The organism is Mesobacterium hydrothermale (assembly GCF_035818635.1).
Classification (GTDB): Bacteria; Pseudomonadota; Alphaproteobacteria; order Rhodobacterales; family Rhodobacteraceae; genus Mesobacterium_A; species Mesobacterium_A hydrothermale.
The window spans coordinates 88,545-110,106 of sequence record NZ_JAYLLH010000005.1; the positions used below are offsets into that span (position 1 = coordinate 88,545).

17 protein-coding genes are annotated in these 21,562 nt (G+C 63.8%); 9 read left to right on the forward strand and 8 right to left on the reverse strand.

Going from position 1 to position 21,562, the window contains the following annotated elements; genetic code table 11:
* Positions 1-8: 8 nt before the first annotated feature.
* A complete protein-coding gene (locus VK792_RS05400) occupies positions 9-1,010 on the reverse strand; it encodes an asparaginase (protein ID WP_326296337.1) in 1,002 nt (333 codons plus the stop codon).
* A gap of 165 nt (positions 1,011-1,175) precedes the next feature.
* Between VK792_RS05400 and VK792_RS05405 the strand changes: the two genes are divergently transcribed.
* On the forward strand, positions 1,176-1,706 hold the full coding sequence (locus VK792_RS05405; RefSeq protein WP_326296422.1) for an invasion associated locus B family protein: 531 nt from the start codon (positions 1,176-1,178) through the stop codon (positions 1,704-1,706).
* A 154-nt stretch (positions 1,707-1,860) separates the two neighbouring features.
* Entirely contained in the window at positions 1,861-3,045 is a 1,185-nt protein-coding gene (gene rlmN, locus VK792_RS05410) for a dual-specificity RNA methyltransferase RlmN (protein WP_326296338.1), read from the forward strand.
* 78 nt (positions 3,046-3,123) lie between these two features.
* Here rlmN and VK792_RS05415 read toward each other — a convergent pair whose 3' ends face one another.
* On the reverse strand, positions 3,124-4,086 hold the full coding sequence (locus VK792_RS05415; RefSeq protein ID WP_326296339.1) for an aldose epimerase family protein: 963 nt from the start codon (positions 4,084-4,086) through the stop codon (positions 3,124-3,126).
* Between the two features lie 200 nt (positions 4,087-4,286).
* Between VK792_RS05415 and VK792_RS05420 the strand changes: the two genes are divergently transcribed.
* Positions 4,287-4,466 (forward strand): zinc-finger domain-containing protein, encoded by a 180-nt coding sequence (locus tag VK792_RS05420; RefSeq protein ID WP_326296340.1) that lies wholly within the window; start codon positions 4,287-4,289, stop codon positions 4,464-4,466.
* Positions 4,467-4,573: 107 nt separating this feature from the next.
* Here VK792_RS05420 and VK792_RS05425 read toward each other — a convergent pair whose 3' ends face one another.
* Entirely contained in the window at positions 4,574-5,734 is a 1,161-nt protein-coding gene (locus tag VK792_RS05425; protein WP_326296341.1) for an amidohydrolase, read from the reverse strand.
* Between the two features lie 142 nt (positions 5,735-5,876).
* Between VK792_RS05425 and polA the strand changes: the two genes are divergently transcribed.
* The gene (gene polA, locus VK792_RS05430; protein WP_326296342.1) at positions 5,877-8,687 is read left to right on the forward strand and encodes a DNA polymerase I; all 2,811 of its coding nucleotides are present in this window, start codon (positions 5,877-5,879) and stop codon (positions 8,685-8,687) included.
* 21 nt (positions 8,688-8,708) lie between these two features.
* Here polA and VK792_RS05435 read toward each other — a convergent pair whose 3' ends face one another.
* From VK792_RS05435 to VK792_RS05450, 4 genes are read right to left on the reverse strand one after another with little or no spacing between them, the layout of a single operon-like run.
* On the reverse strand, positions 8,709-9,149 hold the full coding sequence (locus tag VK792_RS05435) for a MarR family winged helix-turn-helix transcriptional regulator (protein ID WP_326296343.1): 441 nt from the start codon (positions 9,147-9,149) through the stop codon (positions 8,709-8,711).
* Positions 9,142-9,978: a carbon-nitrogen hydrolase family protein gene (locus VK792_RS05440; protein WP_326296344.1), complete on the reverse strand. Its 837-nt coding sequence runs from the start codon at positions 9,976-9,978 to the stop codon at positions 9,142-9,144. Before VK792_RS05440 ends, VK792_RS05435 begins: the two co-directional genes overlap by 8 nt.
* Entirely contained in the window at positions 9,978-10,235 is a 258-nt protein-coding gene (grxC, locus tag VK792_RS05445) for a glutaredoxin 3 (RefSeq protein ID WP_326296345.1), read from the reverse strand. The genes VK792_RS05440 and grxC overlap by 1 nt, the downstream gene beginning before the upstream one ends.
* Positions 10,236-10,268: 33 nt before the next feature.
* On the reverse strand, positions 10,269-10,997 hold the full coding sequence (locus VK792_RS05450) for a ComF family protein (RefSeq protein ID WP_326296346.1): 729 nt from the start codon (positions 10,995-10,997) through the stop codon (positions 10,269-10,271).
* Positions 10,998-11,011: 14 nt separating this feature from the next.
* On the opposite strand from VK792_RS05450, the gene VK792_RS05455 reads away from it, so the two are divergent.
* Together VK792_RS05455 and hemH are read left to right on the forward strand one after the other, a co-directional pair.
* The gene (locus VK792_RS05455; protein ID WP_326296347.1) at positions 11,012-11,830 is read left to right on the forward strand and encodes a methyltransferase domain-containing protein; all 819 of its coding nucleotides are present in this window, start codon (positions 11,012-11,014) and stop codon (positions 11,828-11,830) included.
* 58 nt (positions 11,831-11,888) lie between these two features.
* Positions 11,889-12,950 (forward strand): ferrochelatase, encoded by a 1,062-nt coding sequence (gene hemH / locus VK792_RS05460; RefSeq protein ID WP_326296348.1) that lies wholly within the window; start codon positions 11,889-11,891, stop codon positions 12,948-12,950.
* Positions 12,951-13,004: 54 nt separating this feature from the next.
* Here hemH and VK792_RS05465 read toward each other — a convergent pair whose 3' ends face one another.
* Positions 13,005-13,772, reverse strand: coding sequence for a DeoR/GlpR family DNA-binding transcription regulator (locus tag VK792_RS05465; protein ID WP_326296349.1), 768 nt, complete (start codon positions 13,770-13,772; stop codon positions 13,005-13,007).
* Positions 13,773-13,985: 213 nt separating this feature from the next.
* Here VK792_RS05465 and glpD point away from each other — a divergent pair, with 213 nt between their 5' ends.
* The 3 genes from glpD (at position 13,986) to VK792_RS05480 (ending at position 21,559) form a co-directional block, all read left to right on the forward strand.
* Entirely contained in the window at positions 13,986-15,557 is a 1,572-nt protein-coding gene (gene glpD / locus VK792_RS05470) for a glycerol-3-phosphate dehydrogenase (RefSeq protein WP_326296350.1), read from the forward strand.
* A gap of 183 nt (positions 15,558-15,740) precedes the next feature.
* Positions 15,741-19,166, forward strand: a complete 3,426-nt coding sequence (locus tag VK792_RS05475; protein WP_326296351.1) for a transglutaminase family protein — start codon at positions 15,741-15,743, stop codon at positions 19,164-19,166.
* Positions 19,163-21,559: a circularly permuted type 2 ATP-grasp protein gene (locus tag VK792_RS05480; RefSeq protein WP_326296352.1), complete on the forward strand. Its 2,397-nt coding sequence runs from the start codon at positions 19,163-19,165 to the stop codon at positions 21,557-21,559. The genes VK792_RS05475 and VK792_RS05480 overlap by 4 nt, the downstream gene beginning before the upstream one ends.
* Positions 21,560-21,562 lie beyond the last annotated feature (3 nt).

Below are 21,562 nucleotides of genomic sequence, written 5' to 3' on the forward strand. Positions count from 1 at the left end.
TTTCTTGCTCACGCCAGAAGCCCGGGCGCGGGCCGGATCGCGCCGGTTTCGATCCCGCGCCAGTTGGTGACGGGGGCGTTCATTCGTTTCAGCGTCGCGGGGTGGTTCGGGTCCAGCACGCCCAGACGCACCAGAAGGGCGGCCATGGTGCATTCGCTGGCCCGGGTCGCACCGTCCAGCGCCTTGAGCGCGACACCCATGCGGCGTTCGGGCAGGATGGCGATGAAATAGCCCTCTGCCCCGGTTTTCAGTGCGACGGGTTCCGTTGTGGCGCGCATCAATTCGGTGCAGGCACGGCCTTCGCCGGCGACGTTTTCGGGATAGGTATACATGGCCTTGACCAGTTGCGCGGCCGCCTGCGACAGGCTGTCTGACCGGTCGTGCGCCGAAGCGAAGAACGCCATCGCGCGGGCCATGCCGTGCATCGTGGTGGCAAAGTTCGGGGCCGAACAGCCGTCGATACCATAGCCCGGGCTGTCCATCCCGGTGACGGTTTCGAATGCGTCGCGGGCGGCCTTTTGCACCGGATGGTCGATTTCGACATATTCCGGACCGGCGCCCAGGTGTTTCGTCAGGGTCAGGAAGCCGCAGTGCTTGCCGGAACAGTTGTTGTGCACCTGGCACGGTGACTGGTCGGTCTTGATCATCTCTTTCTTCAGATCGGGATCGCGGGTCTGTTGCGGGCCGCAGCGCAGGGCGTCGTCGTCAAGACCAAGGTCCGCGAGCCAGGCATTCGCCATGTCGACGTGCAGCGGCGCACCCTGGTGGCTGGCACAGGACAGCGCCAGCTGGCTTTCGGTCAGGCCGAATTTCGACGCGGCACCAGAGGTGACCAGCGGCAGCGCCTGGATCATCTTGGACGAACTGCGCGGCAGCATCACCGCGTCCGGGTCGCCCCAGGCCTCGACGATCTGGCCGGTATCATCGCAGATCACGGCGTGGCCGAAATGGTGGCTTTCGGCGAAGGGGCCACGCCAGATTTCGACGAGCGGTGCGGGTGCAATGGGCATGTGATCCTCACAAACAGGCGAAATTCTGCCAAGAGGGCTTTCGCGGTCTTGGTATTTCAGTCTAATGTGCCGTCGTCGAGTGTAAAATGGTTGCGCGCAAGAACAAGCCGGAACAGGTATGGCGCAACACAAGGATTGAGGCAAATGACAGCTGGAGGCTGGCACATGGTATCCATCTTTTCGCGGAGTGTGGCCGGGGCGTTGCTGTGTCTGTCGGCGACCGCATCGCTGGCGCAGGAAGAAAGCACCAACCGCGTCAACTCTGTCACGGACTGGAGCGTTTTCGAGGAAAGCGATCCGCGTGAATGCTGGGCGGTGACGACCTACAAGGAAAGCGTCAACACCAAGGAGGGCCGGGTGGTTGCAGTGACCCGTGGCGACATCCTGCTGATGGTGTTTTTCCGCCCGGGCGCCGAGGTCAAGGGCCAGGTGGCCTTTACCGGCGGCTACCCGTTCGCGCCGGGGTCGACCGTCAACGTCAATGTCGACGGCAACGAGTTCGAACTGTTCACCGAGGGCGAGTGGGCCTGGCCGGCAACGCCGGCCGACGACGCCAAGCTGGTGACCGCGATGAAACGCGGATCGTCCGCCATTGTCGCGGCGCGGTCGTCGCGTGGCACGAACACCAAGGACACGTTTTCACTGCTTGGGTTCACGGCGGCGATCGAGGACGCGGAGAAGCGCTGTTCACAGTAAGGTGCGCGTTTGACCCGTGGGGGGCCAGCCCCCCACACCCCCCGGGATATTTTCAGCAAGATGATGGGACGGGCCGATCGGTCCGTGGCTTAGGCTTTTGCAAATCCCCGCGAATCCTGTATGAGAAGTGCCTGTTTTCCCGAAGGACGACCCCATGGACGCCACCGCGCCGATCACCCAGGACGTTGCAACGATCCCCCGCAAGCTGCCGGAGGGGCCGGTCAACCTTGTCGGGTTGACCCGTGACCGGATGCGCGATGCCCTGATCGCGATGGGCACGCCGGAAAAGCAGGCCAAGATGCGGGTCAACCAGATCTGGCAGTGGCTGTATCATTGGGGCGTGCGCGACTTTGCCGAGATGACGAACCTCGCCAAGGCCTATCGCGCGCAGTTGGCCGAGCATTTCGTGATCGCCCTGCCCGAGGTGGTGACCAAGCATGTCAGCGCCGATGGCACCCGCAAGTACCTGGTGCGGATCGCCGGCGGGCATGAGGTCGAGGTGGTCTATATCCCCGAGGAAGACCGGGGCACGTTGTGCATTTCGTCCCAGGTGGGGTGCACGCTGACCTGTTCGTTCTGTCACACCGGCACGCAGAAGCTGGTGCGCAACCTGACCGCCGGGGAAATCGTCGGGCAGATCATGCTGGCGCGCGACGACCTGGACGAATGGCCGGAACCGGGGCAGGGAACGGGCGAGAACGGCCCGCGACTTTTGTCCAACATCGTGCTGATGGGCATGGGTGAGCCGCTCTATAATTTCGACAACGTGCGAGACGCGATGAAGATCGCGATGGATGGCGAAGGGATCGCCCTGTCGCGTCGCCGGATCACGCTGTCGACCAGTGGCGTCGTGCCCGAGATCGCCAAGACCGCCGAGGAGATCGGTTGTCAGCTGGCGGTGAGTTTCCATGCCACGACCGACGAGGTGCGCGACAAGCTGGTGCCGATCAACAAGCGCTGGAACATCGAGACATTGCTGAACGCGCTGCGGGATTATCCCAAGGTGTCGAATTCGGAACGGATCACGTTCGAATACGTGATGCTGAAGGATGTGAACGATAGCGATGCGGATGCGCGGCGGCTGGTCAGCCTGATCAAGGGCATCCCGGCCAAGATCAACCTGATCCCCTTCAACGAATGGCCCGGCGCACCGTATCAGCGCAGCGACTGGGCGCGGATCGAGGCCTTTGCCGATATCGTCTACAAGGCGGGCTACGCCTCGCCGATCCGGACTCCGCGGGGGGAAGATATCATGGCGGCCTGCGGGCAGCTGAAATCGGCGACCGAGCGCGCGCGGAAGTCGCGGGCGCAGATCGAAGCGGAAACCAAGGCCGGTTGATGCCCGGTTCGAGGTGATGCGAGGGGGCTGTCTGCCCCCTCGCGCTCCCCCGAGGATATTTTCGGCAAGATGATGAGGCTAGGCAGGCGCGATGTCGATCGTCGTGACCTGGCGGTAGGGTTTTTCCGGTGTGAAGATGACTGACGGAAAGGCTGGTTGGTTGACCGCGTCGGGGAAGTTCTGCGGCTCGAGCGCGAAGCCGGTGAACGCGGCGTGTGTCTGACCGGGCAACTGTGTGCCCCTGGGGGACAAGCCGCCGCCGGTGTAGAGTTGCACCCCCGGCTGATCGGTGGTCAGGCGCAGGCGCAGGCCGTTCGGGGCGGTTACCGTGACGGCCGGCTGCGCGCCACTGAGCACCAGGTTGATATCGCTGCCGATCCGGTCCGGGTCAGCCTTGCCAAGGGTGCAGGGGGTACGGAAATCGTATTTCGTGGAAGCAACCGGGACGATCCGGCCTGTGGGGATCAGCGCATCGTCGACCGGCGTGTAGGCGCCCGCGTTGATCTGCATGCCGTGATCCCAGATCGGCCCGGATCCCATCAGGTTGTAATAGTTGTGATTGGCCATGTTGATCGGCGTCGGGCGGTCGGGTGTCGCCGTCATGTCATAGGTCAGGGCGGTTCCGTTGAGCGTGACGATCACCTGAACGTCGACCTCACCGGGAAAGCCCATGTCGCCATCAGGCGAGTGCAGCGACAGGCGCACCCGCCCGGGGCCGTCGGGCGCCATTGCCCAGTGCCGATGCTGCCAGCCGTCGGGACCCCCATGCAGCTGTTTCGTGCCTTCGTTTGCCGGCAGGACCCAGGTTTCGCCGTTCAGCGTGAACCGCGCCCCGGCGATCCGGTTCGCCACGCGCCCGACGATCACCCCCATGGAGCCGGGAAAACGGCGGTAGTCTTCAGCGTCGGCGTGCCCGAGAACGGCGTGTACTGTCGCGCCGCTGGCGTCGCGGACCTGCCAATCCTGGGTGATCGCGCCAAGTGACAGCAGAGTCACGGCGCTGTCGCCGTCCCGCAGGGTGTGGGTCTGGATCGTGGTCATGTCGGGCCTTCGCAGCGATGGGTGGCGTGATGATCACCGGCTTTCGCGCGCTGTCAAACCCGCCGGATGCATGCGCGATGGGCTGCGCCATTTGTGCATCGGGTTCGGGGTGCGCGTTGCGTGCGGCGCACTCTTGCCTCGGGTTCGCGCATCGCCCATAACGCTGAGAGTGCAGATTTCGCGAAAAGGGACCGAAGCCCATGACCACCGAAGCGCCCGAAACCAAGATCGTGGACAGCTATCGCATCGCCTGTGACGGCGGTGAAGGGGCGTTGGGCCATCCCCGGGTCTGGCTGCAGATTCCGCATGAAAGCGGCGTGGTCGAATGCCCCTATTGCGACGCGAAATACGTCCACGCGGATTTCAAGGACAAAGCCTGAAACGGCTGCGGCTGATCCTGTCCCCGGTCGCGTGACGCGCGCGTCACTTTGGATACGCCCGCGGGGCGACCGGCGTCCGGCTTGTGGCGGCGGTGTTTCCTGGCCTGTCACGCGTTGCCGGCGAATTCCTTGATGGCGCGGAGGAAGATACCGGCACCGACCGGGATCAGGGCGTCGGGGAAGTCATAGTCAGGGTTGTGAAGTTCGGGGTGATCTTCGCCCGAGCCCAGGAACAGCATTGCGCTGGGCATGTGGTGGCCAAAAAGCCCAAAATCCTCGGACGCGCGCATGGGCAGCCCTTCGGAGACGCGTGGCAGCGGCGCGCAGGCGCGGTCGAGAAGCGCGGTGGCCTGCTCATCGTTGATGCAATGGCCGAAGGGTTCGTGAATCGTGATCTCGGGCGCAAAAACGCCAGCGAGGTTGGCGACCAGGGCCCGTGCCTCGCCTTCTAGGGCGGCCATGTCATCGTCGAGCAGTGTGCGCAGGGTGACCCAGACTTCGGCCCGGCCGGGCGAGATGCCGAACGCCTGTTCGCCCAGAACGGCATGGGTGACGGTGGTCAGTCGGAACCCGGGCGCGTCGGTGGCGACGTTGTTTGTCAGCGCCTCCAATGCCGGGATCAGGGCCACCAGTGCGCTGCCCGGCGATCGGCCGTTCTGCGGTTGCGACGAGTGCGAGGTGCGTCCGGTCAGCACGATCTTGACCCCGCGTGAGGCGCAGTTGACCGGGCCGGGCTGCAAGGACACAGAGCCCAGTGGAATTTTCGGCAAGTTGTGCAGCGAAACCGCCATGCTGGCCCGCAAATCGGCAAACCGCGGGTCGGCGATGACATCGCGCGCGCCATCGCCGCTTTCCTCTGCGGGTTGGAACAACAGGATCACGCGGGTGTCGGGCGGGCGGCGCGACAGGCACTGTGCCACGGCATAGAGGATCGCCATGTGTCCGTCATGGCCGCAGGAATGCGCCACCCCTGCGGTTTCGGACCGATAGGCCGGTGTGCCGGTTTCCAGAATCGGCAGCGCGTCCAGTTCGCAGCGGATCATCAATGCGCGGTCACCGCGGCCGAATTCCGCCGCAACGCCGGTTCCGCCCAGCCCTGTCAGCAAACGGGTGGGGTTCAACGGGGCCAGGTGATGGGCGATCATCCGGGCGGTTTCGACCTCGTGGTTCGACAGTTCCGGTGCACGGTGAAGCGCATGGCGCAGAGCACGGGCTTCGGCTTCGACGCGTTCGTCAATCTGCCAGTCTGCGGGAAGGTCTGCGGTCATCTCTGCCTCGGTCGTCTGTCGAAATCTGGTCCCATCTTTTGTGCGAAGCCTCGAACCGAAACGCAACCGCCAAACATCGGCTGGCGGCGCGGCGGCGATCATGCCAGAACAGACCCCACAAGAACCGCGGAGGATGACGCCCATGGGCACGCAATTCGGCAAGGGATGCCACCTGCACCTGATCGACGGATCGGCCTTCATCTTTCGCGCCTATCACGCGCTGCCGCCGCTGACGCGGAAGTCCGACGGGCTGCCCATCGGGGCGGTCAGCGGCTTTTGCAACATGTTGCACCGCTACGTCGAAGGCAACTCTGGCCCCGATGCGCCGACCCATGTCGCGGTGATCTTTGACAAGGGCAGCCACACGTTCCGCAACGATCTTTATGATCAGTACAAGGCCAACCGCGAGGCGATGCCCGAAGACCTGCGGCCGCAGATCCCCCTGACCCGGAAAGCGACCGAGGCGTTCAACATCGCCTGCAAGGAGCTGGAAGGCTACGAGGCCGATGACATCATCGCCACGCTGTCCTGCCAGGCGCGCGATGCCGGGGGCCGGGTAACGATCATCAGTTCCGACAAGGACCTGATGCAGCTGGTGGGTGACGGCGTCGAAATGTTGGACGCGATGAAAAACAAGCGCATCGACGTGGACGGCGTGCGCGAAAAATTCGGCGTCGGGCCGGACCGCGTGGTGGATGTGCAAGCGCTGGCGGGTGACAGTGTCGACAACGTGCCCGGGGCCCCGGGGATCGGGATCAAGACCGCCGCCTTGCTGATCAACGAATTTGGCTCTCTCGAAGCGCTGCTGGATCGCGCCGACGAGATCAAGCAGCCCAAGCGACGCGAAACCCTGATCGAGAAACGCGACCAGATCGAGCTGTCCAAGCGGCTGGTTCAACTGGACTGCAACACCCCGCTGGATTTCACGCTGGACGACCTGGAGGTGAAGGACCCCGATCCCGAAACCCTGTTGGGATTCCTGGCCGAGATGGAATTCCGCACCCTGACCAGGCGCATCGCCGACGCGCTGGGTGCCGAGGCCCCGGTGATTACCGACGCGCCCGCCGACGTGCCCGATGCGCCGGGCAGCACAGCGCCGGAATGGCCCGCCATCGACGCATCCAAATACGAATGCGTGCGCGACATGGATCGGCTGCGCGACTGGATCGCACGGGCCACGGACAAGGGTTGGGTCGCGGTCGACACCGAAACCACCGGGCTGAACGAAATGCGTGCAGATCTGGTCGGTGTCTGCCTGTCCATCGACCCCGGCGCGGCGTGCTACATCCCGCTGACGCACAAGGCAGGCGGCGCGGATGATCTGTTCGGCTCTGACGATCTGGCCGAAGGGCAGATTCCGCTGAACGACGCGCTGGATGCGCTGAAGCCGCTGCTGGAAGATCCGGCTGTGATGAAGATCGGGCAGAACATGAAATACGATGCCAAGGTGCTGAGGCGCTATGGCATCGACGTGGCCCCGATCGACGACACCATGCTGATGTCTTATGCGATGCACGGCGGGGAACACAGCCACGGGATGGATTTCCTGTCGGAAAAGTACCTTGGGCATCAGCCGATCCCGATCAAGGAATTGCTGGGCACCGGCAAGAGCCAGATCACCTTTGAGCGGGTGCCGATCGACGACGCGGTGAAATATGCGGCCGAAGATGCCGACGTGACCCTGCGCCTGTGGCACCTGTTCAAGCCACAATTGCACAAAGCCCACGTCACCCGTGTCTATGAAGGGCTGGAACGCCCGCTGGTACCAGTGCTGACGCGGATGGAAATGGCGGGCATCAAGGTGGATCGCGATACGCTGTCGCGCATGTCCAACGCCTTCGCCCAGAAGATGGCCGGGTTGGAGTCCGAGATTCACGAACTTGCCGGGGAAGCATTCAACGTCGGATCGCCCGCGCAACTGGGTGACATCCTGTTCGACAAGATGGGGCTCGAGGGCGGCAAGCGCGGCAAGAACGGCAAATATTCCACCGGCGCGGATATCCTGGAAGACCTTGCGACAGAACATGAACTGCCGCGCCGGGTGCTGGACTGGCGTCAACTGTCGAAACTGAAATCGACCTATACCGATGCGTTGCAGGACCACATCAACCCGGACACTGGCCGGGTGCACACGTCCTATTCCATCGCGGGGGCGAACACCGGGCGTCTGGCCTCGACCGATCCGAACCTGCAAAACATCCCCGTCCGGTCAGAAGAAGGCCGCCGCATCCGCGAGGCCTTTGTGGCCGAGCCGGGCAAGGTTCTGGTCAGCCTTGACTACAGCCAGATCGAACTGCGCATCCTGGCGCATATCGCCGATATCGAGGCGCTGAAACAGGCCTTCCGCGAAGGGCAGGACATTCACGCCGCCACCGCGTCGGAAATGTTCGGCGTGCCGCTGGACGAAATGACCCCGGACGTGCGGCGGCAGGCCAAGGCCATCAACTTTGGTGTGATCTATGGCATCTCGGGTTTTGGTCTGGCGCGCAACCTGCGCATCCCGCGGGCCGAGGCGCAGGGCTTTATCGACCGGTATTTCGAACGTTTCCCTGGCATCAAGACCTACATGGAAGAGACCACGGCCTTTGCCCAGAAACACAACCGTGTCGAAACCCTGTTCGGGCGGGTCATCCACACGCCAGAGATCAACGCCAAGGGTCCGCGCGCAGGTTTTGCCAAACGTGCGGCGATCAATGCCCCGATCCAGGGGACCGCGGCGGACATCATCCGCCGGGCGATGGTGCGGATGGATGACGCAATTGCGGGGCTTCCCGCCAAGATGCTGTTGCAGGTGCACGACGAACTGCTGTTCGAGGTCGAGGAAGGCGCGGTCGATGACTTGATCGCCGCGGCACGCGACGTGATGCAGGGCGCGGCAGAGCCGGTGGTCAAGCTGGACGTGCCGTTGATCGTGGATGCGGGCAAGGGCGCCAACTGGGCTGAAGCGCACTGAATGGCGGGGCAGGTGCCCCGGTCAGCCATCGCTTTCCAGCTTTACCCGCAACTCGCGCAGCACCGGCAGGGCGGCGCGGACCTTGTCATCGCCCAGTTCGGCGACCATTTCGTTGATCAGCGGCGTGATCGCATCCAGCGCGCTGTCGCGGGCGCGGCGGCCTGCGGTGCTGATCGACACCAGCTTGCGCCGGGCGTCGTCCCAGTCGGGGCGGATGTGGATATAGCCCGCGATTTCCAGCTTGGTCAGCGTGTTGGTCATTGCTCCGCGCGTGACGTGAAAGCTCTTGGCGAGTTGCGCCGGGGTCTTTTCCGACCCGCCCCGAGCAAGGTGGTTCAGCACCGAGAAATGCGAGATCTCCATCCGGTCGGGCAACACCCGTGTCAGCCGGTTCCGCACCAGCTGATCCGCTGTCAGCAGCTCGCTGAACAGCGAGATCGCAAGGGCATTGTGTTCACGCATCCGGAGGGCTGTATTTTCTATCATGTTGTAAAGACGGGACTTTCCGCCTCGCATCCTGCACGGCTGCCGGGTCGAGGTCAACGAAACTCACGCCCGGCGCGGTGCCGGCATCAACCAGAACCTCGCCCCATGGTGAAACCGCAAGCGAATGCCCATGGGTTGTGCGCGGCTTGCCTGTGCTCAGCTTGTGTTTGCCAGTCTGCGCCGGGGCCAGGACATAGGCACCGTTTTCGATCGCGCGGGCGCGTAGCAGCGGTTCCCAGTGCATGACGCCGGTGGCGGGCGAAAACGCGGCCGGCACCGTCAGGATCGTCGCCCCCGCCTGCGCCAGGTCACGGAAAAGATACGGAAAGCGCAGGTCATAGCACACCGCCATGCCGACCTTGCCAAAGGGCGTTTCAGCGACGACGGCGCGGTTGCCCGGCGCGAAACCGGCGCTTTCGCGGAAGGTTTCGGTTTCGGTCACCTGCACGTCGAACATGTGCAGCTTGTCGTACCAGGCGTGGATGTCGCCATTGGGCGCGATCAGGAAAGACCGGTTGGCAAAGCGGTCTTCGGGCGGGTCCGATTTCACCGCCAACGATCCGGCCAACAGCCACAGCCCTAAGCGCGCCGCGGCGTCACGCAGACCCGCCAGCGTCGGATCGCTGTCCTGCGGATGAAGAACCGCACGCTGGTGGTCGCGGCTTTGCGACACGCAGTTCGTTACTTCTGGCGTCAGGGCAAACCCGGCACCGCCCGCTTTCGCCTGTTGCAGCATCGCGTTGACGGTCGCCAGGTTTTCCGCCGGATCATCGGTCGAGCTGATCTGAAGCAGCGCCGCCCGCATCACGCTTGCAGCAGCGGGTCCAGCTTGCCCGCCCTTTCCAGCGCATACAGGTCATCGCAACCACCGACATGAGTGCCACCGATGAAGATCTGCGGCACGGTGCGCCCGCCATTGGCGCGTTGGACCATTTCGGCCTTGCGGTCGGCTTCCGACCACACGTCGACTTCGGAAAACGCCACGCCTTTCTGGGTCAGCAGGCGCTTGGCCGCGTGACAGAAGCCGCAAAATGGCGTGGTATAGATTTCAACATCTTGCATCGGTGTACCCCTTTGTCCCCATTTGTCGGAGATTTAGGCATCCTTTGCAACGCGCGCCAGCGCCGCAATGCAAACCGTGTTTGCGCCAGCGTCATGGCAGGCCTCGGCGGCGGCGGCCATCGTCGCGCCCGAAGTCATCACGTCATCGACGATTACCACGTTGCGACCGGAAATCTGTGCGCGGCGTTTGGGATTGGCGATCAGGGTACCGGACATGGTGGCAAAACGTTCCTCGCGGGTCTGACCGTCAAGGCTGGGCGTACGGGTGGGGCGCAGCAGCGCATCGGGGCAGCAATCGGCCTTCAGACATTCCGCCAGCGCCTGCGCCAGCAACGCGGACTGATTGAACCGGCGGCGCAAAAGGCGGATCAGGTGCAACGGCACCGGCACGATCAGCGGCGCGTCGGGCAGGATCGGGCGCAGCGCGCGGGCCAGCCACAGCGCGGCGGGGTCCGCGATGTCGTGTCGATCACCATGTTTCAGCGCCAGCACCAGCTTGCGCCCGGTATCCTGATACAGCAGCGCGGCGCGGCCCCGATCCCAGGGGCGGGCAATTTGCAAACAGGCGTCACAGTGTTCGATCGTGTTGGATTCCCCGGGCAACGGCGTGCCGCAGCTGTCGCAGACCAGGCCCGTGATGAACGGCGTGTCGCGCCAGCAGATGCCGCACAGGCCGAAATCCTGTTCGACCATGCCGCCGCAGGACAGGCAGCGCGGCGGGTAAAGCACGCGAACAGCCGTTTGCAACGCCGCGCCCAGCATTCTATGCACTCCTCATGACGACACCGCCGCCCCTGACCGATCTGACCGCCCTTGCGCGCAACCGTGCCCGCGCGCAGGCCGATGCGCTGTTCCTGCACGAAACCGCGCGGGACGAGGTGCAGGATCGGCTGGCGATGGTTAACAGGACGTTTACGGACGTCGCCGTGGTGACGCCCTTTCCACAGGTCTGGCAGGGGGCGATCCCCGGGGCCCGCATCGTGCCCGATGCCGAGGTGCTGGACCTGACCGAAGGCACGCAAGACCTGGTGATTCACGCGCTTTGCCTGCACTGGTCGAACGATCCGGTCGGGCAGTTGATCCAGTGCCGCCGCGCGCTGCGCCCCGACGGGCTGCTGATGGCGGTCAGTTTCGGCGGAACTACGCTGCACGAATTGCGCAGCGCGCTTGCCGCGGCCGAGGTGGCGGAAACCGGCGGCTTGTCGCCACGGGTTCTGCCGATGGGGGAAATCCGCGACCTGGGCGGGCTGCTGCAGCGGGCGGGTTTCGCGCTGCCGGTGGCCGACAGCCTGCCGTTGACCGTCAGCTATGCCACGCCACTGCATCTGATGCGCGACCTGCGCGCGATGGGCGAAGGCAATGCGCTGGCTGCCCGGCTGCGCCACCCGACACGGCGGGGCGTGCTGCTGCGCGCGGCGCAGAGCTATGCCGAAACCCACGCCGGCCCGGATGGCCGTATTCCAGCGACGTTCGAATTGATCTTTCTGCACGGCTGGGCCCCCGACGACAGCCAGCAGAAACCTCTGCGCCCGGGTTCTGCGGCACAACGTCTGGCGGATGCGCTGGGGACCAAGGAATCGCCGCTCAAAGATTGACGTCCGGCGCTCAGGCTATATCTGAGGCACCGGACCTCAGGGGAACAGGGAAGAACACATGCTGGATACTGCCAAACACGCCGTCCGCCCGGAACACGCGCCGTCTGATCACCCGGCGATCCCGGCTGCCAAGGTGGGCGTGCTTCTGGCCAACCTGGGCACGCCGGATGCGACCGATTACTGGTCGATGCGGCGGTATCTGAACGAATTCCTGTCCGACAAGCGGGTCATCGACTATCCGGCCTGGAAGTGGCAGCCGTTGCTGCAACTGATCATCCTGACCAAGCGTCCCTTCACCAGCGGTGCGGCCTACCGGTCGATCTGGAACACCGAGAAGGACGAAAGCCCCCTGATGACCATCACCAAGGACCAGACCGCTGCGATGACCGCCGCGATGGCTGAACGCTACGGCGATCAGGTGATGGTGGATTTCTGCATGCGCTACGGCAATCCGTCGACGAAATCCGTGGTCCGCAAGATGGTCGAGGCCGGGTGCCAGAAGATCCTGTTCGTACCGCTGTATCCGCAGCAGGCGGGCGCGACCTCGGCCACCGCGAACGACCAGTTCTTCCGCGCCCTGATGGAGGAGAAATGGCAACCGGCGGCGCGCACGATCCCGGCCTATTTCGACCATCCCCTGTATATCGATGCCCTGGCGCAGTCGGTCGAGCGTGCCTATGCCGCGATGGACAGCCAGCCCGATATCCTTGTCTGTTCCTACCACGGCATGCCGAAACGCTATTTGCTGGAGGGCGATCCGTATCATTGCCAGTGCCAGAAGAACACGCGCCTGCTGAAGGAACGTCTGGGCTGGGCCGATGACAAGATCGTCACCACCTTCCAGTCGGTTTTCGGCACCGAGGAATGGTTGCGTCCGTACACCGTGGAACATGTGGCCGAGCTGGCCAAGCAGGGCAAGAAGAAGATCGCGGTGATCGCCCCCGCGTTTTCCGCCGACTGCATCGAAACGCTGGAAGAGATCAACGAAGAGATCAAGGAAAGCTTTGAACATGCCGGCGGGGAAGAGTTCACCTATATCCCCTGCCTCAACGACGATGCCGCGCATATCAAGGCGCTGATGGCCGTGGTCGAAGACAACCTGAAGGGCTGGCTGGACTGATCCGGCCCGCATGAATCGACAAGGGCGCGTCCACGGTGGCGCGCCTTTTTCGTGTCAACCGGGGTCTGCCACAACCACCTCTGTCCCCCATTGGGCGCAGGCATCAGGCAATTCGCCGGGCAGCGGCGCATCGGTCAGGAACGTGTCGATGTCCGCCAGGGACGCGATCCGCGCCGGGGCGCTGCGGGTGAATTTCGACCGGTCGGCCACAAGGAAGGTGCGCCGCGCCTGCCGCAGGATCGCCTGGCTGACGCTGACCTCCTGGATATCGAAATCAAGGATGTCGCCGTCCTGATCCAGCGCGGAACAGCCAATCACGGCAAGATCGAACTTGAATTTAGTGATCGTATCCGTGGCCAGCGTACCAATCAGCCCGCCATCCGTACGGCGCAAGTGCCCACCGGTCACGACGACCTCGCACCCCGGGTTGGCGGCAAGGATGTTGGCGACGTGCATGTTGTTGGTCACGACCATCAGGTTTTCATGATGCAGCAGGGCGCGGGCCACCGCTTCGGTGCTGGTGCCGATGTTCAGGAACAGCGAAGAAGCGTTCGGGATGCGCGCGGCGCAAGCGCGGGCAATCGCGGTTTTCGCAACGGGATTCAGCGCGCGGCGGTCGTCATAGGCAATGTTCGTGGTGCCCGAGGGCAGCACCGCCCCGCCATGCACGCGTTCAAGCTTGCCCGCTTCGGCCAGTTCGGTCAGGTCGCGGCGAATGGTTTGCAGCGTCACCCCGAAATGCTGCGCCAGTCCGTCCACCGTCACCTTGCCGCTGCTGCGGGCGATTTCCAGGATCTCTGGCTGGCGAAAGGTCTGGGACATTGCGGGCTTTCGATCAGAGCGGACGCGCCCGCAAACTGGCGGGGAAACGAACATTTCGCAAGGGTTTGAAGCGATGATTTTACCTGATGGCCCGCGAAAATTTGTCGTTTTTATGAAATGTGACGTCATAAGGAAAGAAAACGAAAATTTTTGTTTGCGACTCTGCGAAGCTTTCGGCATAGCCTGACCCCAAGCGCGCCAAAGGACCGAAGCATGACCAGCCAGCCACAGGATGTGACCGATCTTTTCGTCATTGGCGGCGGGATCAATGGTTGCGGGATCGCGCGCGATGCGGCGGGGCGGGGTCTGTCGGTGACCTTGGCCGAGATGAACGACCTGGCCTCTGCCACCTCCTCTGCCTCGACCAAGTTGTTCCACGGCGGGTTGCGGTACCTTGAATACTTCGAATTCCGCCTGGTGCGCGAAGCACTGATCGAACGCGAGGTGTTGTTGTGCGCCATGCCGCACATCAGCTGGCCGATGCGGTTTGTTCTGCCGTATCATCGGGACATGCGGTTCGATTCCGAAACGCCCACGTCGCGGCTTCTGTCTGCGCTGATGCCGTGGATGAAGGGCCGCCGCCCGGCGTGGCTGATCCGGCTGGGGCTTTTCCTTTACGACCATCTGGGTGGGCGAAAGATCCTGCCCGGCACATCGCGGGTTGATCTGGCGGGGTCGCCCGAAGGCGCACCTTTGCAGGACCGTTTCACCAAGGCGTATGAATATTCCGACTGCTGGGTCGAAGATTCCCGGCTGGTTGCCCTGAACGCCCGCGATGCGCAGGCGCGCGGGGCGCAGATTCTGACGCGAACAGAAGTGGTGCGGGCCGAGCGCGATGGCGCCCTGTGGCGGGTCGAGACGCGCGATACCGAAAGCGGGACCACCCGGACCCACCACGCGCGGATGCTGATCAACGCGGCAGGGCCGTGGGTGGCCGACGTGTTGCAGCAGAAACTTCATCGGAACACGCGTGAAGGCGTGCGTCTGGTGCGCGGCAGTCATATCGTGACCGGTAAGCTTTACGACCACGACAAGTGCTATTTCTTTCAAGGAACTGACGGTCGGATCATCTTTGCGATCCCGTATGAGACAGATTTCACCCTGATCGGCACCACCGACGCCGACCATCCAGATCCCTCGCAGCGCCCCGAATGCACAGAGGCGGAGCAGGACTACCTGGTCGCCTTTGCGAACCAGTATTTCAAACGGCAGCTGACGCGCGACGACATCGTCTGGACCTATTCCGGTGTCCGGCCGCTGTATGACGATGGCGCATCGAGCGCGACCGCGGCGACGCGGGACTACACGCTGACAGTCGATGCCGGAGGCGGCGCGCCGTTGCTGAACGTCTTTGGCGGCAAGATCACCACCTATCGCCGGCTGGCCGAAAGCGCGCTGGCCAAGATCGGGACGCAACTGGGCGGGGTCAAGCCGGACTGGACGGCGGGCGTGCCGCTGCCGGGGGGAGATTTCCCTTTCGATGGCGTGGCTGATCTGATCGCCGCGCTCAGAGCAGGGTATCCGTTCCTGACAGACCGTTGGGCGAAGCGGTTGGTGCGCGCCTACGGAGCAGAGGCGGCAGAGATGCTGGCAGATGCCGTTACTGCCAAGGATCTGGGCCGCGATTTCGGCGCGTCCCTGACAGAGCGCGAGGTGCGCTGGTTGATGGACCATGAATTTGCCCGCCGGGCTGAAGACGTGGTTTGGCGGCGTAGCAAGCTGGGCCTGAGGATGACACCAGAACAGGTGGCGGCGCTGGATGACTGGATGCAGCAGGCCCGTTGAACCCGTTCAACCCGGGTGCCTCATTTATTGGCAGCTTTGATCCGGTGCTGTTCGCAGTTCCGGCCCGTGCCATGGAAATCCGCCCGGCATGGGGCGTTATTGCGGGGCATTTGCTTGCATGCCTGCGGCGTTAGACGCCACACTGGGGGCCAACGCACACAACCGGCGAAGTGACGGCCACCCATGGCGATCTATGCAAGCATCCACCACCTGACCCACTACCAGTATGACCGCCCGGTCACGCTGGACCCGCAGATTATCCGCCTGCGACCGGCACCGCACAGCCGTACGCGCGTGATCTCTCATTCGTTGAAGGTGTCGCCGGGGGGGCATTTCGTGAACCACCAGCAGGACCCCTATGGCAACTGGCTGGCGCGGTTTGTTTTTCCCGAACCGGTGACCGAGCTGAAGATCGAGGTCGATCTTGTCGCCGACATGACGGTCTACAACCCGTTCGACTTTTTCGTTGAGGAATCGGCCGAGAAATGGCCGTTCGACTATCCGGCGGAACTGCGCGACGACCTTGTGATCTATCGCACGCCCGAGGCCGAGGGGCCGCTTCTGGCGCAATTCATCGGGCAGATCCCGTTTGACGCGACCAATACCGTCGATTTCCTTGTGGCGTTGAACCAGCGGGTGTCGAATACGGTCGATTACACCATCCGGATGGAACCGGGTGTGCAGACGCCCGAGGAAACGCTGACCGTCAAGCGTGGATCCTGTCGCGACAGCAGCTGGCTCTTGGTGCAGGTGCTGCGCCACCTGGGGTTTGCCGCGCGCTTCGTCTCGGGTTACCTGATCCAGCTCAAGCCGGATGTGAAATCGCTGGACGGCCCTTCGGGAACCGAGGTCGATTTCACCGACCTGCACGCCTGGGTCGAAGTCTACCTGCCGGGTGCAGGCTGGATCGGGCTGGACCCGACCAGCGGCCTGCTGACCGGAGAAAGCCACATCCCGCTGGCGGCCACCCCGCATTATCGCAATGCCGCGCCGATCACCGGCGGCTATTCGTCTGCTGGTGCGCCCGAAGTGAATTTTGCCTTCGACATGCAGGTCAAGCGCGTTTCCGAACACCCCCGCATCACCAAGCCGTTCTCGGACGAGGCGTGGGAACGGCTGAACGCGCTGGGACGCAAGGTCGATGCGGAACTGACGGCAGAGGACGTGCGCCTGACCATGGGGGGCGAGCCGACGTTCGTGTCGATTGATGACTTCGAAAGCGCGGAATGGAACACAGAAGCCGTCGGTCCGCAGAAACGTGGATTGGCAGACGAATTGATCCGGCGTTTGCGCACCCGTTTTGCGCCGGGTGGCTTTCTGCATTACGGACAGGGCAAGTGGTATCCCGGCGAAAGCCTGCCGCGCTGGACCTTCTCGCTCTACTGGCGGCGCGATGGGCAGCCGGTTTGGAACAATCCCGATCTGGTGGCGCGCGAAGCGGATGACAACCCGGCCAGTGCCGAGGACGCCGGGCAGTTCATGCAGACATTTGCCCAGAACCTCGGGCTTGATCCCGATTTTGCCCAGCCCGCGTTCGAGGATCCGGCAGAGTGGATCCTGAAAGAGGCCAACCTGCCGCCCAATGTCACGCCGGAAAACTCAAAGCTGAAGAACCCCGAGGACAGGGCACGCTTTGCCCGTGTCTTCAGCCGGGGTCTGACCGAGCCGGCAGGGTATATGCTGCCGATCCAACGCTGGCAGTCTGCCGACAAGCCGGCCAAGTGGCGGTCCGAGATGTGGAAACCGCGGCGCGGAAAAATTTTCCTCGTGCCCGGTGACAGCCCCGTCGGATTCCGCCTGCCACTGCCGACGCTGCCCTATGTCGCGCCTGCCTATTACCCGTATTCTTATCCGGCAGACCCAACGATCCCGGTTGGCCCGCTGCCTGATTTCAAGGTGCGCCTTTCCGATCGCAAAAAGGCGATCCAGGACGAAATCGACCGGCTGGCCAGGGAAGAGGCCGAACAGGCCGCGATGCTGCCCGAAGTGTCCCCCGGTCACACGCAGGACAAATCCCTGCGCGGGTCCGAAGAGATGAGCCAGACCGTGGTGCCGCAGGAACTGGGCCATGAAATCGATGGTGCGGTGCGCACCGCGATTGCGATCGAGCCGCGTGACGGGCGTTTGTGTCTGTTCATGCCGCCCTGTGACACGCTGGAAGATTATCTGGAATTGCTGACCGCGGCCGAGGTGACGGCAGAAGAGCTGAACCTGCCGATTCATATCGAGGGGTATTCGCCGCCGAACGATCCGCGCCTGAACGTGATCCGTGTCGCCCCCGACCCCGGCGTGATCGAAGTGAATATCCACCCCGCTCACAGTTGGGAAGATTGCGTCGCCACGACAGAGGCGATCTATGACGAAGCCCGGCAATCGCGGCTGGGCGCGGACAAGTTCATGATCGACGGGCGCCACACCGGCACCGGTGGTGGCAACCACGTGGTGGTGGGCGGCGAAACGCCGAACGACAGCCCGTTCCTGCGCCGTCCCGATCTGCTGAAATCGCTGATCCTGATCTGGCAGCGGCACCCGTCGCTGTCCTACCTGTTCTCGGGCCTGTTCATCGGTCCGACATCGCAGGCACCCCGGATCGACGAGGCGCGGCACGACACCCTGTATGAGCTGGAAATGGCGCTGGCGCAGGTGCCCGCCCCGGGCGAAGGCATGGCACCGCCGCCCTGGCTGGTGGACCGGCTGTTCCGAAACATGCTGACCGATGTCACCGGCAACACCCACCGGGCCGAAATTTGCATCGACAAGCTTTATTCCCCCGATGGGCCCACCGGGCGTCTGGGGCTGGTGGAATTCCGCGGTTTCGAGATGCCGCCGCATCCCCGCATGAACCTGGCCCAGCAATTGTTGATCCGGGCGATCATCGCACGTTGCTGGAAATCGCCGGTGCAGGGGCGGCCGGTGCGTTGGGGTACCACGCTGCACGACCGCTATATGCTGCCGCACTACCTGTGGCAGGATTTCCTGACGCTGGTGCGCGACCTGGCCGACCACGGCTATGCCATTGACCCGGTGTGGTACGAAGCCCAGGCCGAGTTCCGCTTTCCTTTCTGCGGCGAGGTCGAGGCCGAGGGCGTCAAGCTGGAACTGCGGCAGGCGCTGGAGCCCTGGCACGTGCTGGGCGAAACCGGGGCCATCGGCGGCACCGTGCGGTATACCGACAGTTCGGTTGAACGGTTGCAGGTCACACTGACCACGCAGTTCCAGGACCGCTACAAGGTGATGTGCAACCGGCGCCCGGTGCCTTTGGCGAAAACCGATCAGTCCGGCACCTCGGTCGCCGGCGTCCGGTTCAAGGCGTGGCAACCGCCCGAGGCACTGCACCCGGTGCTGCCGGTCAACGCACCGCTGACGTTCGACATCTACGACACCTGGTCGAACCGGCCGATCGCGGGCTGCACCTATCACGTTGCACACCCCGGTGGGCGGAGCTACGACACGTTCCCGGTCAACGCGAACGAAGCCGAGGCGCGCCGGCTTGCGCGGTTCGAACCCTATGGGCATAGTGCCGGAACCTACCATCCGCAGCCTGAACAGCCGCACCCGGAGTTTCCGATGACGCTTGACCTTCGCCGTATTCCGGGGCTTGCCGTATGACCCAGCGCGTTGCGCCGGAACAGCCCGATCTCACACGTCTGCTGGGGGCCTATCGTCCCAAGGTCGGCGTGGCGGACGAGTTGTTCGGCGCAGACGGCAACATACGTCCGGTCTGGCGCCCGCTGATCAACCACCTGGCGCGGCTGACACCGGAACAGGCAGAAGAAGACTTTGGCCGCGGAAAGAACTACCTGCAGGATGCGGGGGTCTATTTCCGGCATTACACGAACGATCCGGCACCGGAACGGGACTGGCCATTGTCTCCGGTCCCGGTACTGATCCACGAAGCGGAGTGGGCCACGATCTGCGATGGGCTGGCGCAGCGCGCAGACCTGTTGGAACAGGTCATGGACGATCTATATGGCCCGGCCACGCTGATCCGCGACGGGCACTTGCCTGCGGGGCTGATCGCGCGCAACCCCGAATGGCTGCGCCCAATGGTGGGGATCCGGCCCGCTTCGGGACATTTCCTGCACGTGATCTCTTTTGAAATCAGCCGCAACCCCGACGGGTCGTGGTTCGTGCTGGGGGACCGGACGCAGGCCCCGTCGGGCGCGGGGTTCGCACTGGAAAACCGGATGGCGACGACGCGGATCTTCCAGGACACGCTGCCGCGCACCAATGTGCACCGACTGGCCGGATTCTTCCGCGCCTTCCGCGATGCGCTGGATACCTTGCCGGGCAGCGGCAACCGGCGCAGCGCGATCCTGACTCCCGGCCCCGGCAACGCCAGTTATTTCGAACACACGTTCATCGCCCGATACCTTGGCCTGCTGCTGCTGGAAGGCGAAGACATGATCGTACAGGACGGCGTGCTCAAGGTGCGCACGGTGGAAGGGCTGGAACCACTTGGCGCGATCTGGCGCAGACTGGATTCCGGATTCGCGGATCCGCTGGAGTTGCTTGAAAACTCGAAGCTGGGAACTCCCGGTCTGGTCAACGCGCTGCGCCTGGGCAACGTGAACCTGATCAACGCGCTGGGCTCTGGTGTGCTGGAGATGCGGGCGCTGATGGCGTTTTTGCCCAAGATCAGCCAGGTCTTGACCGGTGCGCCGCTCAAGCTGCCCAACATCGCCACCTGGTGGTGCGGCCAGCCCGCAGAGCGCGACTACGTGCAGCGGAACACCGACAGGATGATGATTGGCGGCGCTTTGGATCAGGACCTGCCGTTCGACATTGGCGCCACCACCGCGCTGGGGGGCGAGTTCCGCTATTCCGCCCGAGCCTCGGTTGATGACTGGATCGAGAATGAAGGCGACATGCTGGTCGGGCAAGAGGTGGTCACCCTGTCCACGACACCGGCGTGGCGCAACGGACGTCTTGCTCCGCGCCCGATGACGGTGCGTGTGACCGCCGCGCGCACGCCCGATGGCTGGGTGTTCATGCCCGGCGGATATGCTCGGATCGGCCTGTCGGACGATGCCACCGCGCTGGCGATGCAGCGCGGTGGATCCGTGGCCGATGTCTGGGTCGTGTCCGATACGCCCGTTGCCAAGGAAACGCTGCTGGACAGGGGGGGCTTGCGCCACGTTCGGCGCGAAGCGCTGCCAAGCCGCGCTGCGGAAAACCTGTTCTGGTTGGGCCGCTATGTCGAACGGACCGAGGCGGCGTTCCGCCTGGTCCGGGCCTATAACTTGCGGTTGGGCGAAACAGGTGATCCCGAAGATGCACGGCTGGTGCAACTGGCTGACTTCATGGACAGGATCTGGATCGATGCGACGCAGCCGATTCCGCCCGCGTTGATCGAACTGCTGGCCTGGGCCAGCAATTGTGCGGGCAAGGTGCGTGACCGGTTTTCCACTGATGGCTGGGCGGCGTTGCAGGACCTTGCGAAAACCGCAGGCCGGATGCAGGACACCGCGCGCCCCGGCGACGATGCCGCCCGCGCCATGAGCGTTCTGCTGCGCAAGATCACAGGATTCACCGGGTTGGTGCATGAAAACATGTACCGCTTTACAGGTTGGCAATTCCTTGCTTTTGGCCGAGCGCTGGAACGGGCCGATGCGACGGCATCGGCGCTGATCGCCTTTGCCGATGCCGATGCGCCGATGGGGGCCTTCGATATCGCGGTGGAATTGGGCGACAGCGCGATGTCGCATCGCCGCCGGTATCACAGCGGCGCAACGCGCGAAACGGTGCTGGATCTGCTGGCGCTCGATCCGCAGAACCCGCGGGCGATCCTGTTCCAGGTCAACCGGATGCTGGGCATTGCGCGGGACCTGCCGCAGGACCAGCCAGAGCATCGGCCGTCATCGGTGATGCGGGCGCTTCTGCCGCTGCAAAGCGAACTGGCTGTCGCTGACCCAGAGGACCTGTCGGAAGAGGCGCTGGTCAACATCCGCACGGTGCTGGCGCAGACGTCCGACCTGTTGTCGTCAGTTTACCTGCGGTGACGT

Excerpts from the sequence above, each read along its gene's own strand:
- VK792_RS05400 (WP_326296337.1), bottom strand. The coding sequence starts at position 1,010 with ATGCCCATTGCACCCGCACCGCTCGTCGAAATCTGGCGTGGCCCCTTC.
- VK792_RS05405 (WP_326296422.1), top strand. The coding sequence starts at position 1,176 with ATGGTATCCATCTTTTCGCGGAGTGTGGCCGGGGCGTTGCTGTGTCTG.
- rlmN (WP_326296338.1), top strand. The coding sequence starts at position 1,861 with ATGGACGCCACCGCGCCGATCACCCAGGACGTTGCAACGATCCCCCGC.
- VK792_RS05415 (WP_326296339.1), bottom strand. The coding sequence starts at position 4,086 with ATGACCACGATCCAGACCCACACCCTGCGGGACGGCGACAGCGCCGTG.
- VK792_RS05420 (WP_326296340.1), top strand. The coding sequence starts at position 4,287 with ATGACCACCGAAGCGCCCGAAACCAAGATCGTGGACAGCTATCGCATC.
- VK792_RS05425 (WP_326296341.1), bottom strand. The coding sequence starts at position 5,734 with ATGACCGCAGACCTTCCCGCAGACTGGCAGATTGACGAACGCGTCGAA.
- polA (WP_326296342.1), top strand. The coding sequence starts at position 5,877 with ATGGGCACGCAATTCGGCAAGGGATGCCACCTGCACCTGATCGACGGA.
- VK792_RS05435 (WP_326296343.1), bottom strand. The coding sequence starts at position 9,149 with ATGCGTGAACACAATGCCCTTGCGATCTCGCTGTTCAGCGAGCTGCTG.
- VK792_RS05440 (WP_326296344.1), bottom strand. The coding sequence starts at position 9,978 with ATGCGGGCGGCGCTGCTTCAGATCAGCTCGACCGATGATCCGGCGGAA.
- grxC (WP_326296345.1), bottom strand. The coding sequence starts at position 10,235 with ATGCAAGATGTTGAAATCTATACCACGCCATTTTGCGGCTTCTGTCAC.
- VK792_RS05450 (WP_326296346.1), bottom strand. The coding sequence starts at position 10,997 with ATGCTGGGCGCGGCGTTGCAAACGGCTGTTCGCGTGCTTTACCCGCCG.
- VK792_RS05455 (WP_326296347.1), top strand. The coding sequence starts at position 11,012 with ATGACGACACCGCCGCCCCTGACCGATCTGACCGCCCTTGCGCGCAAC.
- hemH (WP_326296348.1), top strand. The coding sequence starts at position 11,889 with ATGCTGGATACTGCCAAACACGCCGTCCGCCCGGAACACGCGCCGTCT.
- VK792_RS05465 (WP_326296349.1), bottom strand. The coding sequence starts at position 13,772 with ATGTCCCAGACCTTTCGCCAGCCAGAGATCCTGGAAATCGCCCGCAGC.
- glpD (WP_326296350.1), top strand. The coding sequence starts at position 13,986 with ATGACCAGCCAGCCACAGGATGTGACCGATCTTTTCGTCATTGGCGGC.
- VK792_RS05475 (WP_326296351.1), top strand. The coding sequence starts at position 15,741 with ATGGCGATCTATGCAAGCATCCACCACCTGACCCACTACCAGTATGAC.
- VK792_RS05480 (WP_326296352.1), top strand. The coding sequence starts at position 19,163 with ATGACCCAGCGCGTTGCGCCGGAACAGCCCGATCTCACACGTCTGCTG.